The 14,706-nt window shown below is 40.8% G+C and carries 17 protein-coding genes; 15 read left to right on the forward strand and 2 right to left on the reverse strand.

Going from position 1 to position 14,706, the window contains the following annotated elements:
- Positions 1-86 precede the first annotated feature (86 nt).
- The 4 genes from HMPREF1518_RS04635 (at position 87) to yaaA (ending at position 3,130) form a co-directional block, all read left to right on the forward strand.
- Positions 87-497 carry a peptide deformylase gene (locus HMPREF1518_RS04635; protein WP_033584468.1) on the forward strand — a complete coding sequence of 137 codons (411 nt, stop codon included), beginning with the start codon at positions 87-89 and terminating at the stop codon, positions 495-497.
- A gap of 11 nt (positions 498-508) precedes the next feature.
- A complete protein-coding gene (locus HMPREF1518_RS04640; protein ID WP_033584469.1) occupies positions 509-2,104 on the forward strand; it encodes a hypothetical protein in 1,596 nt (531 codons plus the stop codon).
- 86 nt (positions 2,105-2,190) lie between these two features.
- Positions 2,191-2,322: a DUF3953 domain-containing protein gene (locus tag HMPREF1518_RS10440; protein WP_002874755.1), complete on the forward strand. Its 132-nt coding sequence runs from the start codon at positions 2,191-2,193 to the stop codon at positions 2,320-2,322.
- Between the two features lie 79 nt (positions 2,323-2,401).
- Positions 2,402-3,130 (forward strand): peroxide stress protein YaaA, encoded by a 729-nt coding sequence (yaaA, locus tag HMPREF1518_RS04645; RefSeq protein ID WP_033584471.1) that lies wholly within the window; start codon positions 2,402-2,404, stop codon positions 3,128-3,130.
- A 31-nt stretch (positions 3,131-3,161) separates the two neighbouring features.
- On the opposite strand, the gene HMPREF1518_RS04650 is transcribed toward yaaA, so the two are convergent.
- Complete coding sequence (locus HMPREF1518_RS04650; protein ID WP_033584472.1) at positions 3,162-3,710, reverse strand: NADPH-dependent FMN reductase; 549 nt, start codon at positions 3,708-3,710, stop codon at positions 3,162-3,164.
- A gap of 91 nt (positions 3,711-3,801) precedes the next feature.
- Complete coding sequence (locus HMPREF1518_RS04655; RefSeq protein ID WP_000816318.1) at positions 3,802-4,248, reverse strand: MarR family winged helix-turn-helix transcriptional regulator; 447 nt, start codon at positions 4,246-4,248, stop codon at positions 3,802-3,804.
- 118 nt (positions 4,249-4,366) lie between these two features.
- Here HMPREF1518_RS04655 and HMPREF1518_RS04660 point away from each other — a divergent pair, with 118 nt between their 5' ends.
- The 11 genes from HMPREF1518_RS04660 (at position 4,367) to HMPREF1518_RS04710 (ending at position 14,704) form a co-directional block, all read left to right on the forward strand.
- A complete protein-coding gene (locus HMPREF1518_RS04660; RefSeq protein WP_033584474.1) occupies positions 4,367-4,843 on the forward strand; it encodes a cell wall elongation regulator TseB-like domain-containing protein in 477 nt (158 codons plus the stop codon).
- 9 nt (positions 4,844-4,852) lie between these two features.
- Positions 4,853-6,031, forward strand: coding sequence for a pyridoxal phosphate-dependent aminotransferase (locus HMPREF1518_RS04665; protein WP_000777439.1), 1,179 nt, complete (start codon positions 4,853-4,855; stop codon positions 6,029-6,031).
- 152 nt (positions 6,032-6,183) lie between these two features.
- Positions 6,184-7,527 carry an asparagine--tRNA ligase gene (asnS, locus tag HMPREF1518_RS04670; protein WP_000167137.1) on the forward strand — a complete coding sequence of 448 codons (1,344 nt, stop codon included), beginning with the start codon at positions 6,184-6,186 and terminating at the stop codon, positions 7,525-7,527.
- Between the two features lie 125 nt (positions 7,528-7,652).
- Complete coding sequence (locus tag HMPREF1518_RS04675) at positions 7,653-8,858, forward strand: MFS transporter (protein ID WP_033584476.1); 1,206 nt, start codon at positions 7,653-7,655, stop codon at positions 8,856-8,858.
- A 135-nt stretch (positions 8,859-8,993) separates the two neighbouring features.
- A complete protein-coding gene (gene rpsF / locus HMPREF1518_RS04680) occupies positions 8,994-9,284 on the forward strand; it encodes a 30S ribosomal protein S6 (protein ID WP_001151775.1) in 291 nt (96 codons plus the stop codon).
- Between the two features lie 11 nt (positions 9,285-9,295).
- Positions 9,296-9,766, forward strand: coding sequence for a single-stranded DNA-binding protein (locus tag HMPREF1518_RS04685; RefSeq protein ID WP_000609613.1), 471 nt, complete (start codon positions 9,296-9,298; stop codon positions 9,764-9,766).
- Positions 9,767-9,797: 31 nt separating this feature from the next.
- Positions 9,798-10,037, forward strand: a complete 240-nt coding sequence (gene rpsR / locus HMPREF1518_RS04690; protein ID WP_000068664.1) for a 30S ribosomal protein S18 — start codon at positions 9,798-9,800, stop codon at positions 10,035-10,037.
- Between the two features lie 340 nt (positions 10,038-10,377).
- Entirely contained in the window at positions 10,378-10,887 is a 510-nt protein-coding gene (locus HMPREF1518_RS04695) for a GNAT family N-acetyltransferase (protein ID WP_002878157.1), read from the forward strand.
- A 430-nt stretch (positions 10,888-11,317) separates the two neighbouring features.
- Positions 11,318-12,472 carry a non-hydrolyzing UDP-N-acetylglucosamine 2-epimerase gene (gene wecB / locus HMPREF1518_RS04700; RefSeq protein WP_033584479.1) on the forward strand — a complete coding sequence of 385 codons (1,155 nt, stop codon included), beginning with the start codon at positions 11,318-11,320 and terminating at the stop codon, positions 12,470-12,472.
- A complete protein-coding gene (locus tag HMPREF1518_RS04705) occupies positions 12,472-13,251 on the forward strand; it encodes a hypothetical protein (protein ID WP_033584481.1) in 780 nt (259 codons plus the stop codon). The genes wecB and HMPREF1518_RS04705 overlap by 1 nt, the downstream gene beginning before the upstream one ends.
- Before the next feature lie 142 nt (positions 13,252-13,393).
- Positions 13,394-14,704 carry a glycosyltransferase family 2 protein gene (locus HMPREF1518_RS04710; RefSeq protein WP_033584482.1) on the forward strand — a complete coding sequence of 437 codons (1,311 nt, stop codon included), beginning with the start codon at positions 13,394-13,396 and terminating at the stop codon, positions 14,702-14,704.
- Positions 14,705-14,706: the final 2 nt, after the last annotated feature.

A 14,706-nucleotide genomic window follows, 5' to 3' on the forward strand; every position in this document is an offset into this window, starting at 1 on the left:
ATGGCTTTTTTTGCATTTGAGGAGAATGGTTAGAAGTTATCCTCTTTTGTGCTATAATAAAGTAAAATAGCAAGGAGTGAAAGAGAATGGAAAAGAAAATTGTCCGAGATGTCTTATTCTTGTCGCAGGTCTCGAAACCTGCAAGTCAGGAAGACCTTTATCTGGCTAGGGATTTGCAGGATACCCTGTTGGCTAATCGTGAGACTTGTGTTGGTCTGGCAGCTAATATGATTGGTGTGCAGAAACGCGTGATTATCTTCAATCTTGGCCTAGTTCCCATGGTCATGTTTAACCCTATTCTCCTTTCTTACAAAGGGCCTTACGAGACGGAGGAAGGTTGTTTGTCTTTGACTGGGGTTCGAACGACGACTCGTTATGAAACGATTACGGTTTCCTATCGCGATAGCAGGTGGCAGGAACAGACCATTACGCTAACAGGTTTTCCAGCTCAGATCTGCCAACATGAACTGGATCATTTGGAAGGACGGATTATTTAGGAGGAACTCAGATGAAACGTATACTCTTTGAACTTGTTTTTATCGCAACGACCTGGTATATCTTTTTGCCACCACTCAATCTCACCAGCTGGGAATTTGTCTTTTTCCTATGTGGACATTTGGTGGTGATGGGGATTTTGTTTAGTATTCGTAAGGATACCAATTTCGTCAAGACGGTTCATGTTCGTCATGGCAAGGTTGCCAACGAACTCAATCTAGAAGGGCTTCATTTTAATAAATTAGGTGGAGGATTGTTGCTGACTGCAGGCCTTATCTTTGCCCTTGCTGGTCTGGTAAGTCTAGTGACCTCTAGCTTTTTCCAAGCAAAAAATTATGCTAATGTGGTGTCCATCACAGAAAAAGACTTTAAAGATTTTCCTAAGAGTGATACCAGTAAGGTTCCAATCCTAGATCGGAGCACTGCAGAAAAGATTGGAGACCGTTATCTGGGCTCTCTGACGGATAAGGTATCCCAGTACGTAGCAGCAGATACCTATACTCAGCTGACAGTTGATGGCAAACCCTATCGGGTGACTCCCTTGGAGTATGCTGATCCTATCAAATGGTTCAACAATCAAGCCAAGGGAATTGGCGAGTATATCAAGGTTGATATGGTGACAGGAAATGCGGAATTGGTAGATTTGAAAACACCGATGAAGTATTCGGACTCCGAGTATTTTAACCGTGACGTCAAACGTCATCTTCGGATTAAGTACCCAACCAAGATTTTTAAAACCCCGTCCTTTGAGGTGGATGATGAAGGCAATCCCTTCTATGTAGCAACCGTTTATCAAAAACAGTTTGGTCTAGGAGTCCCTCGTCCTTCATCTGTTATTATCTTAGATGCTACCAATGGAGAAACCAAGGAATACAGCTTGGATGAAGTCCCAGAATGGGTGGATCGTGTCTATCCAGCAGAAGAAACCATCGAGCAAATCAACTACAACGGCAAGTATAAAGACGGCTTCTGGAATGCTTTGATTTCTAAGAAAAACGTTACCCAAACGACAGAAGGCTATAACTATCTTTCTATCGGAAATGACATTTATCTCTACACGGGGGTGACTTCAGCAAATGCTGACGAAAGTAATCTAGGATTTATCCTTGAAAATATGCGCACTGGTGAAATCACCAAGTACAATCTAGCATCAGCAACCGAAGAATCAGCCCGTGCTTCCGCAGAAGGAGCAGTGCAGGAAAAAGCCTATAAGGCGACCTTCCCTATCCTTGTCAATCTCAATGACAAACCGCTCTACATCATGGGATTGAAGGACAATGCAGGTTTGGTCAAGGAGTATGCTTTGGTTGATGCCGTGGAGTACCAAAACGTCATCGTAGCAACTACGGTAGATGAACTCCTCAGCAAGTATGCCAATAAAAACGACCTCGACCTGGATAATGAAACGGTAGAAAACATCAAGGGAGTGGTTTCAGACCTTAAATCAGCTGTTATCAAGGGGAATACCGTCTACTTCTTTAAAGTTGATGGCAAGATTTATAAGGTCAAGGCTTCCGTATCAGACGACCTTCCTTACCTCGAAAATGGCCAAACCTTCGAAGGTCAAGTTGGAAAAGATAATTACCTCAAGACCTTTAAAGTACAATAATACTCTTCGAAAATCAAATTCAAACTACGTCAGCGTCGCCTTGCCGTACTCAAGTACTGCCTGCGGCTAGCTTCCTAGTTTGCTCTTTGATTTTCATTGAGTATAAAAATAGGTTTTCTCAGTTCAAGGAGAAAAAAGATAAATTCTTATCTATCTTAACAAGCTTAGCTGGCACAGCCCTTGTTCTCGTGGCTATCTGGTTAGGATGGCCAAAATAAACAGAGAAACCTCGGTATGAACCGAGGTTTTTAAGATGAAATTCTTGGTCGTGATTGAAAAATATGCTACACTAACAATATGAAAATTTTAATCCCAACAGCAAAAGAAATGAACACAAACCATCCTTGTATCGAAGCGCTCCCTTTGAAGGAAGAAAGTCAGGCAGTCCTTGACTCACTGGCGCACTACTCAGCTAGTGAATTAGAGACTTTTTATAAGGTATCTGCCGAGAAAGCAGAAGAAGAGTACAGCCATATTCAAGCTCTAAAAGATCGAAGGGCTAAGCATTATCCAGCCTTGAAACTCTTTGACGGTCTCATGTATCGTCACATCAAACGAGATGGGTTAGCTGAGGCTGAACAAACCTATCTTGAAAATCATGTTTTAATAACATCAGCTTTATACGGTGTTGTCCCAGCCTTGTCGCCCATGGCTCCTCATCGTTTGGACTTCTTAATGAAGTTAAAAGTAGTTGGTAAAACCCTAATGACTCATTGGAAGTCAGCCTACGATGAGGCGCTACAGGATGAGGATTTGATATTCTCCCTCCTATCATCAGAGTTTGAAACCGTATTTTCGAAGGAAATCAGAGAAAAGATGGTGACCTTCAAATTTATGGAGGACAAGGCAGGTCAGCTGAAAATCCACTCAACTATTTCAAAAAAAGCCCGTGGCGCCTTTTTGACCGCCTTGATAGAAGGACAAGTTCAAACAGTCGAACAAGCTCGTAAGCTTAGCTTCGCCGGTTTTGACTACCAACCTGATTTATCCAGTGATTTAGAACTCGTCTTTGTGAAACAAGCATAAAACCAGCTCATTCGAGCTGGTTTTTGTTTGATTAGTTGATGGCTGTAAGAAGGTCGTCCGCTTGTTTTGCAAGTGACGAAGCGGTTGCTTCTTCTAACACCAATTTTCCGTCTGCCCAAGCAGAGTCATTGACACGAGCAGCTGTAAAGTCACCAACGACTTGTGTACGGATAAATGGCAAGAGGTCTTTGTAAATAGCAAAGAGTTGATCGTGACCGGCATTGGCTACAGATGAGACAGTGATAAACTTGTCTTGGAGGGCAGAAGCACCACGTGTATCAGACAAGTCAATGGCGCGAGAGAGCCAGTCAAGCAAGTTCTTTACTGTTCCAGGGATAGAGAAGTTGTAGACTGGAGAGAAGATCCAGATCGCATCCGCAGCAAGGACTGCTTCACGAGCAGCAGCTACAGCTGGATGAGTTGGAACTTCCAAATCTTGGCTGAAGAGAGGAACAGCTGAGTAATCAAGATAGCTAACTTCCGCTTTTCCAGCAAGTGCTTTTTCAGCTTCGAGGGCCATTTGGTGGTTGAAAGAACCTTGGCGTAGTGAACCGACGATAAACAATACTTTTTTAGACATGTTGTGTCTCCTTTAGTTTAAAATTCAAAGAGCGAACTCTTTTGTTACCATCCATGTTACAACAAATGATACTAATTAGCAATAAATGTGCTCACAAATTTTTAAATTTTTTTAAAATGCGGATTAAGTCTTCCTTTTCGCCATCTTCCAAGATGCTGAGTGCTTCTACGATAGAATCGATATGGTCAGGAAGAACCTCTTCGATTTTTCTGCGTCCTGCAGGTGTTAATTTCAGGAAAAAGGAGCGACGATCCTTGGGGTCGCAAGTTCTAGAAATCCATCCATCTCGAACCATATTTCGAATGACAACAGTCATGTTTCCAGAAGTGGCTAGCATTTTTTCAATCAAATCCTGAATGCGTAGTTCCCCCTTGCTATAGAGGGTTTCCAGAACGGAAAATTGGGTGGGTGTTAGCCCGTGTTCTTTAGCAGCCTTAGCTTCATATGGTTTAAAAGTCCGTATGGCTTTATTGAGGACGATAGCCGTTTTTAAGTCTAATTGATTATCGGAAATTTTCTCTTTCAAATATTGTTTCATAAGGTTATTTTATCAATAATGAGAGAGAAAAACAAGAACTTCTATTTTATAGGAAAAGAATCTTAGAATGTTCCTGTCTTCACTTGTAATAAAAGAGGAGAGATGGTAAAATAGACGAGTGAAACTAAGACAGAAAAAAGCAAAAAACAAGCTACTTTTACAGTATGGAATTGGCATTGCTCTGGTAGTACTAGTCATGACAACTTCCTTCCTTTATCTGATATCACTCAGCATGAAACCCTATCAAGATGCTAGGGTTGAAGGAGAAAAACTAGCCAAGCAGTATGCAGAATTGGAAAAGGCAGATCAGGTTGATTTCTATAATGGACTAGAGGGTTATTACAGTGTTCTGGGGCATAATAAAAAGCAAGAGGCCATTGCCGTACTGATTGAAAAGAATGACCACAAGATTTATGTTTATCAGCTTGATAAGGGGATTTCTCAAGACAAGGCAGCGACGATTTCGAGGGAAAAAGGAGCTAGCGACATTGACAAGATTACTTTTGGTCGTTATCAGGACAAGCCGATTTGGGAAGTTAAGTCAGGAAACCAGTACTATCTGGTTGACTTTGGAACAGGAGCAGTGATCCAATAAGGAGGGCATATGAAACTATCCAAACGTGTACTAGAAATGGAAGAAAGCGTCACTCTAGCTAGTGATGCAAGAGCCAAAGCATTAAAAGCTCAGGGAAAGGATGTTCTTTTCTTAACCTTGGGACAGCCTGATTTTCATACTCCTGAAAACATTCAGGATGCAGCGATAGAAGCGATTCGAGATGGACGCGCTTCCTTTTATACAGTTGCTTCAGGCCTACCAGAGTTAAAAGCAGCGGTTAATACCTATTTTGAACGCCACTATGGGTATTCTGTAGCAGCCAACGAGGTTACTTTTGCCACTGGTGCTAAGTTCTCTCTCTACACCTTCTTTATGGCTGTGGTCAATCCAGGTGATGAGGTCATCATCCCTACACCATACTGGGTCAGCTATGGAGACCAGGTCAAAATGGCAGAAGGTGTGCCAGTCTTTGTCCAGGCTAAAGAAGACAATCACTTTAAAGTAACAGTAGAGCAGCTAGAAGCAGCCCGAACAGATAAGACCAAGGTCTTGGTTCTCAATTCGCCATCGAATCCGACCGGTATGATCTACTCTCGCAAGGAACTTTTGACTATCGGAAATTGGGCTGTTGCGCATGATGTCCTTATCCTAGCAGATGATATTTATGGTCGTTTGGTTTATAACGGGAATGAATTTGTTCCAATCTCTAGTCTGTCAGAAGCCATTCGCAAGCAAACCATCGTGATTAACGGTGTATCTAAGGCCTATGCCATGACTGGTTGGCGAGTAGGTTATGCGGTGGGAAATCCTGAAATTATCGCTGCCATGAGCAAACTAACAGGACAAACGACCTCTAACTTGACTGCCGTATCGCAATATGCTACCATTGAAGCCCTGACTGGACCGCAAGACTCTGTTGAAACCATGCGCCAAGCCTTTGAAGAGCGTTTGAATACCATTTATCCACTCTTGTGCCAAGTGCCAGGATTTGAAGTTGTCAAGCCCCAAGGAGCCTTCTATCTCTTCCCGAATGTTAAAAAAGCGATGGAGATGAAGGGGTATACCGATGTGACAGAGTTTACAACGGCTATTCTCGAAGAAGTCGGCCTTGCCTTGATTACAGGAGCTGGATTTGGAGCACCAGAAAATGTTCGTCTCAGCTATGCCACAGACTTGGATACTTTGAAAGAAGCTATTCGCCGTTTGCATCAATTTATGGAAAAATAAAACTTAGAATCTTCGCCTTTTTAGCGAAGATTTTTTGTAACGAAAATCTCGCGATTTTTCTCTAGTAGAACCTAGCTATCGCAGTCTATTTATGGTAAAATAGTGGGTAATGATGTCTTCGGACAAGTTAAACGAAAAAAGGAAGATAGATTATGACAAAACGTGTAACAATTATCGATGTAAAAGACTACGTTGGTCAAGAAGTGACCATCGGAGCCTGGGTTGCCAACAAATCTGGAAAAGGGAAAATTGCCTTCTTGCAATTGCGTGACGGAACAGCCTTTTTCCAAGGAGTTGCTTTTAAACCAAACTTCATTGAAAAATTTGGTGAAGAGGTAGGTCTTGAAAAATTTGAAACGATCAAACACTTGAGTCAAGAAACCTCTGTCTATGTGACAGGGATTGTCAAAGAAGACGAGCGTTCTAAGTTTGGCTATGAACTCGATATTACAGATATCGAAGTGATCGGTGAATCTCAAGACTACCCAATCACTCCAAAAGAACACGGAACAGACTTTTTGATGGACAACCGTCACTTGTGGCTTCGTTCTCGTAAGCAAGTGGCTGTGATGCAAATCCGTAACGCTATCATCTATGCAACTTATGAGTTTTTCGACAAGAACGGCTTCATGAAGTTTGATAGCCCAATTCTTTCAGGAAATGCGGCAGAAGATTCAACAGAACTTTTTGAAACAGACTACTTTGGAACACCAGCCTACTTGAGCCAATCAGGTCAGCTTTACCTAGAAGCAGGAGCTATGGCTCTTGGCCGTGTCTTTGACTTTGGTCCAGTATTCCGTGCTGAAAAATCAAAAACACGCCGTCACTTGACGGAGTTCTGGATGATGGATGCGGAGTACTCCTACTTGACACACGATGAATCACTTGACTTGCAAGAAGCTTACGTAAAAGCCCTTCTTCAAGGTGTTCTTGACCGTGCACCTCAAGCCTTGGAAACTTTGGAACGTGATACAGAACTTTTGAAACGCTACATTGCTGAGCCATTCAAACGCATTACTTACGATCAAGCTATTGATCTCTTGCAAGAGCATGAGAATGATGAAGATGCTGACTACGAGCATTTGGAGCATGGAGATGACTTTGGTTCACCACACGAAACATGGATTTCAAACCACTTTGGTGTACCAACCTTTGTCATGAACTACCCAGCAGCTATCAAGGCCTTCTACATGAAACCAGTTCCTGGAAATCCAGAGCGCGTGCTTTGTGCAGACTTGCTTGCACCAGAAGGTTACGGAGAAATCATCGGTGGTTCTATGCGTGAGGAAGACTACGATGCTCTTGTCGCTAAGATGGAAGAACTTGGTATGGATCGTACAGAGTATGAATTCTACCTTGACCTTCGTAAATACGGTACAGTTCCACACGGAGGATTTGGTATCGGTATCGAGCGTATGGTAACCTTCGCAGCTGGAACCAAACACATCCGTGAAGCCATTCCATTCCCACGTATGTTGCACCGTCTCAAACCATAAAATAAATCAAAACGCCCTTAGGGCGTTTTTTCAAAGTAGAAGAAAGAAGAGGTGGAGATCATGTAAAGCACAGCTTAACAAGTGACAAACACAAAGATACAAATACACTTGTTAAAGGAGAAACTATGTTTAAACGAAATTACCGGAAGAATATCGGTCTCATGGCTGGTGTGGAATTTTTTGCCTTTCTGGGTATTACCAGCTTTTGGATTCTATTTCTCAGTCAAAACGGGATGTCGCTTTGGCAGATTGGCTTATTGGAAAGTATTTTTCATGCCACCAGTGTCATCTGTGAAATTCCCTCGGGAATGTTAGCTGACCGCTATTCCTATAAAACCAATCTATATTTAAGTCGAATAGCTGGGATTGCCTCGTCTATTCTCATGTTAGCAGGGCAAGGTAATTTTTGGATTTACGCACTCGCTATGGTGGTGAGTGCCTTGTCTTATAATTTTGATTCGGGGACGAGTGCAGCCATGGTTTATGATTCGGCCGTGGAGGCTGGATTAAAAGAGCGCTACTTGTCCATCTCCAGTTTTATGTCAGGAGTAGCAGAAGGAACTCGGTCTTTGGGGACCGTTTTAGCGGGATTTTTTGTCCATGGTCAATTGCACTTGACTTACTATATCATGATTGTTACTTCTATAATCGTTCTTTTCCTAACTTGGATGCTAAAAGAGCCTAGTGTTAAAGCGCAAAAATCTGAGCGTCTGACAATGAAAAAAATAATCTGGACTGTCAAAGAGGAGTTGCGGAGAAACCCCAGTCTTTTTAGTTGGATGATTCTTTCCCAAATCATCGGGACACTGATGTGCATGTTTTATTTTTACTATCAAAATCAACTTCCCGACTTAGAAGGGTGGCAGATTTCGATGGTCATGTTGATGGGCAGTGTTTTGAATATCTGGGCAGTTTATCTAGCAAGTAAGATTGGAAAGAAGTATTCAGCCTTAAAGTTATTTCCCATTCTTGTACTCTTGACGGGAGGAACTTATTTGCTTTCCCACTTTGGTACGCCGCTGATTTATATTTTGGTTTATTTGATCAGTAACGCCTTATATGCTCTCTTTCAGCCGATTTTTGATAATGATTTACAAAAGCGACTCCCAAGTGAGGTACGGGCAACCATGCTAAGTGTCTACTCTATGATGTTCAGCCTAAGCATGATTATCATTTTTCCTCTGACGGGATGGTTGATTGACTATCTAGGATTTGTAGTAGCCTTCCTTTACTTAGGGCTCATTTTAGTACTAGCCAGCTTTTTGCTATTTTTCATTTTGAAAGAGATGGCCGGAGCTTTGAAACTGGAAGAGGATGTTATTTCTAAGTAATAAAGTTATTTTTTCACTTTTATCTTTTTTACTTGCTATCTATCAGTTTTTCTAGTATAATGGTTTATTGTGAGCGAACCTCACTTACCCCTTGCAAAGACTGGGGGTCATTAGACCAAAAGGAGGAACATATCAATGGCTAAATACGAAATTCTTTATATCATTCGTCCAAACATTGAAGAAGAAGCGAAAAACGCTTTGGTAGCACGTTTTGACTCTATCTTGACTGACAACGGTGCAACTGTTGTTGAATCAAAAGACTGGGAAAAACGTCGTCTTGCATACGAAATCCAAGATTTCCGCGAAGGACTTTACCACATCGTTAACGTTGAAGCTAACGACGACGTAGCTCTTAAAGAGTTTGACCGTCTTTCAAAAATCAACGCTGACATTCTTCGTCACATGATCGTCAAACTTGACGCGTAAGAAGGTAGATTATGATTAACAATGTTGTACTTGTAGGGCGTATGACGCGTGACGCTGAGTTGCGTTATACCTCATCAAATGTAGCAGTTGCGACTTTTACTCTTGCAGTAAACCGTACATTTAAGAGTCAAAATGGCGAACGTGAGGCTGATTTTATCAATGTCGTTATGTGGCGCCAACAGGCTGAAAATCTTGCTAACTGGGCTAAAAAAGGCTCTCTTATCGGGATCACAGGTCGTATCCAGACTCGTAGTTACGATAACCAGCAAGGACAACGTGTTTACGTAACAGAAGTCGTGGCGGATAATTTCCAAATGTTGGAAAGCCGCGGAGTGCGTGAAGGACATTCAGGTGGCGCTTATTCTGCACCAACTGCTGGTCAATCAGCACCTGCAAACCCAGTACCAGACTTTTCACGTTCTGAAAATCCATTCGGAGCAACAAATCCATTGGACATTTCAGATGATGATTTACCATTCTAATGGACAATTAATACTATAAAGGAGAAAAAACATGGCTCAACAACGTCGTGGCGGATTCAAACGCCGTAAAAAAGTTGATTACATCGCAGCAAATAAAATTGAATATGTTGATTACAAAGATACTGAGCTTCTTAGCCGTTTCGTTTCAGAACGAGGGAAAATCCTTCCACGTCGTGTAACAGGAACTTCAGCTAAAAACCAACGTAAAGTAACAACAGCTATCAAACGCGCTCGCGTAATGGCTTTGATGCCTTTCGTAAACGAAGATTAAAGAAAAGACCCTTACGGGTCTTTTTTCACGAGCATGGAAATGAGAGAGCGAGTTGGATCCGGGGGACCTCTTTTCATGAGCTTGAAAATAAGAAAGCGAATTAAGCCCCTTACGGGTCCTTTTTTACGAGTATGGAAATGAGAGAGCGAGTTGGATCCGGGGGACCTCTTTTCATGAGCTCGGAAACAAGAAAGCGAATTAAGATTCTTACTGTGAACAATCAAAAGCAGATATTTTGGGGTCTAGTAGGATTCTATTTTTAGTTTGACAGGTCTTTCTTTTTCTTTTTATCTCTATTATCGTGCTATAATAGTGGGAGAAGACTTTTAAGGAGTACCTTATGGAAACAACGTGTCTGATTAGAAAAATGCAAACATCTGATGTTAAAGAACTATCCCAAGGTTTTATCAATCAAGGTTGGCCGGGTAGAGAGGAGATTTTAACTCGATACTTTAAGGAGCAAGAAAGTGGGGAGAGAGAAGTCTTAGTTGCAGAGGTTAAGGATGCTTTAGCGGGCTACATTACCATTTTGCCCTCTGCTAAACATGGTCCTTTTGCAGAAATCTATCCAGAACTCTCAGATTTCAATGTCTTTGAGCTCTTTCAAAATCAAGGTATTGGAAATCTCTTGATGGAAGAAGCGGAAAAACGAGTTAAGCTTATATCAGATAAGGTGACCCTTGGTGTTGGGCTCCATTCAGGATATGGACCTGCCCAGAGATTGTATATCAAACGAGGTTATATTCCAGATGGTTCGGGCGTCTGGTATCAAAATCACAGACCGGCTATGGATGCTATTTGTGAAGATATCGGTGACCTTGTTTTATATCTGTCAAAAGATTTGATTTAAGATAGATCTTATAAGGTTTAACTTTAAAATAGCAAGAAGTCGTAAATTCCTTTTTCATTAGAGAGGGATTTTTTCGTATTAGAAAATGAGATGCATTCTATGAAACGCTAAAATATAATTATCTGAATTATTAAGAAAAAATAAATATTTAGATAATGGTAATTTTTAGAATGTTTAAAAAATACTTCACTCAAAAAAATTTTAAGAAAACTTTAAGGTATAAGGTTTACAAGCTGTAAATAACAGCGTTACAAAAATATTACGATTATTTAAAATTAAATTAAATGCAATAATATACTTGGAAAAATTTGACATATAAATTAATTAGCGGTAAAATAATTAAGATAATCAAATTAATTGATTTGCGCAATAATTCGATATAAAGATTAATCTGATGTGTCAAATTTTATTATAGTAGAAGGATACCATAATGAAGAAATTGAAAGTGATGGTTGTTTTTGGAACACGACCAGAAGCTATTAAAATGGCCCCTTTAGTGTTAGAATTGCAAAAACATAGTGATAGTATTGAGACGATTACAGTTGTGACAGCTCAGCACCGTCAAATGTTAGATCAAGTTCTTGAAACGTTTAGCATCAAGCCGCATTATGACTTGGATATTATGGGGCAAAATCAATCCCTTTTAGATATTACTGGAAAAATTTTAGAAAAGTTTGATCCAATTGTTAAGCAAGAACGTCCAGATATGATTCTTGTTCATGGAGATACAACGACAACTTTTGCAGCAAGTTTAGTTGCTTTCTATAATCAGGTACGTATCGGCCACGTTGAAGCTGGTCTGAGGACCTTTGATAAGTATTCTCCTTTCCCAGAAGAGATGAATCGTCAGATGACAGATAACCTTGCTGATCTTTATTTTGCTCCAACTAGTGAGAGTAAAGAAAATCTCCTCAAGGAAAATCATCCTGAGTCTGCTATTGTCATTACGGGAAATACAGCCATTGATGCCTTGAAACTAACCGTTCAATCGGATTACTATCATGAAGTTCTAGATCAATTGGATCCAGATAAGAAACTTGTATTGGTAACCATGCACCGTCGTGAGAATCAAGGTCAACCAATGAGAAATGTCTTTGCAGCTTTACGTGAGATGGTCGATCTTCATCAGGAAATTGAAGTTGTTTATCCTGTTCACCTTAGCCCTGCTGTGCAAGAAGCAGCAAAAGATATCTTAGCTGGTCATGATCGCATCCACTTGATTGAACCTTTAGATGTATTCGATTTTCATAATTTGGCTTCAAGAAGTTATTTTATCATGACCGACTCTGGCGGTGTTCAGGAAGAGGCGCCTTCCCTCGGCAAACCTGTTCTCGTCCTTCGTGACACGACGGAACGCCCAGAAGGGGTTCGTGCAGGAACCTTGAAGTTAGTTGGTACGAATCCAGCACGTGTGAAAGAGGCTATGGCAGTACTCTTAACAGATGGAACTCTTTATAGAAAAATGTCTCAGGCACCAAATCCTTATGGAGATGGAAGGGCATCTGAACGAATCGTTCGTGCTATACAACATTATTTTGGAATGGCTGAATCTGTATCTGAATTTAAAGAGGGGGAAGAGGCATAATGAAAACATGGAATAAATTTAGGAATTGGCTCCTCGCTTTTCTGGGGTGCGAGTCGCTTCTTTTAGGGCTTTCTTTTTTCTTTGCTCGAGAGATTATTTTAGAACAAATTTTGTTTTTAGCTTTAGCCTTGTTTGCAGTGTTAGTATTATCTGACCTTTTGCTTACTTGGACCCTTATCTTAACATTTGGGCTTGGACTTATCGTTTTGGTTGCGGGTGTGGTTTATATCCCAATCATTCAACTGGTCTTCTTATTAATCAGTTTTCCTCTTTTGATTGGGATTCTACTTAAGGTTCGTTATTATTTCTTCAAGGTGACCTCAAAGGTCCAAGAACAGGAGGACGCAGCTCGAGCAGATTACCAGGCTATGGTAACTGAACAAAGTGATGTGACGGTACAGTCCTTATTGATTCATTGGGCACATGAAGATTTGTTCTTCCAGATAAAACCTAGAGAGTATAACCAGATGCTCAGTCGCATTCAAAAGGTAATTGCTCAGGGATTGAGTTACAATGATAAGCTCTATTACGTTTCAGATGGGAATTTTCTTGTTTTATCTAATAGTAGTCAAGATTCTTTGAAGCAACTCTATTTGAATGGTTTGCAGGAGAAACTAGGCAGTTTAGTTTTTCATGGAGAAGATGGAAACCAAGGAATTCAATTCCAAACAGGTTACTTGATGATTAACTCTGATAATAAAGATAAATACCAAAACTACTCGGATGTTGCCAGTAATCTCAAGCGTCAATTAGAGACAGATGTAATTGTAGAATATTAGGAGGGAAACATGACTCTAACCAATATATTTTTTGGCATTGCTTTGGGACTCAGTCTCACCTTTGGCATTTGTTTTATTATACTATTTATTGCATACAATATTCTCTACCATCGAGTGAACAAAAATTTTAAGGCGGTGAATCATGATTAGTCAAATGTTAATGATTTTTACCTTGCTTACAATTTGGATTTCTCTAGCTTGGGGCTTGGTAATTCTCTTTTCAGCTGTTCACTTTTGGTTTAAACACAGTGATTTTCGTGTGGATACCTCGCCACTACCTTATTACCCTAAGGTTACCATTGTTGTTCCTGCTCATAATGAGGATGTGGTTATTGCCCAGACGGCAAAAGCTATCTTGGATATGAATTACCCTCACGATCGTGTGGAGTTGCTTCTATTTGCAGATAATTGTTCGGATAACACCTATGCAGAGTGTTTGTCTGTACAAGCTCTGCCTGAATATGTAGGAAGAAATCTGACTATTATCGACCGTACTGGTACGGGAGGAAAAGCAGGCGTTCTAAACGATGCCTTAGAGATGGCAACGGGTGAATATATCTGTGTTTATGATGCAGATGCCATGCCTGAAAAAAATGCCCTTTATTTCCTTGTCAAAGAAGTGATAAAGGACCCAGAACGCCACGTGGCATCTTTCGGTCGCAACAAGACTCGAAATGCCAATCAAAATTTTTTGACTCGTTGTATCAACCAAGAAATCGTTGTTACCCAGCGGGTGCACCATGTTGGGATGTGGCATCTCTTTAAAATTGGGCGTATCCCAGGGACCAACTTTATTATTCAAACCGACTTTGTAAAGAGTATCGGTGGTTGGAAAAATGGTGCCTTGACTGAGGATACCGATATTTCCTTCAAAATCATGCAGAGTGGGAAATTGATTGCCCTTGCCTATAATTCAGAGGCTTTCCAACAAGAACCTGAGACCTTAAAGAGTTACTATATGCAGCGTAAACGTTGGGCTAAAGGAAATTATGAAGTAGTTCTCTCGAACTTTAAGCATTTATTTGGCAGAGCAAACTGGCGTGTTAAACTAGAAGTCTTTAACTATTCTTGTGTTTTCTTTTGGTTTAACTTTGCCATTGTCCTCTCGGATTTGATTTTCCTAGCGAATGTGCTAGCAATCTGTCTTAATCTTTTCTTCCCAGATGTCAGGGTTCCATTTGCTTTTGATGCGGACAATATCTACATCGCCCAGCTCATGCTCTTCAACTGGATTCTCATGATTGGTCTTTATTTGATGCAAATTATGACAGCATTGGCAAGTCAATTTGGACAAGCTACTACAAAGCAAATCTGGTTGGCTTTGGCTGCCTATTTCACTTATGCACAGATGTTTATCGTTGTTTCCATTGATTCCATTTCTTCAATCGTGCTGGACAAAGTACTCCGACGGAAAGAAACCAAGTGGGTTAAAACCAAGCGATTTGCAGGATAGGA

The sequence above is a fragment of the Streptococcus sp. SR1 genome (assembly GCF_000526075.1).
In the GTDB taxonomy this organism is placed as follows: domain Bacteria; phylum Bacillota; class Bacilli; order Lactobacillales; family Streptococcaceae; genus Streptococcus; species Streptococcus halitosis.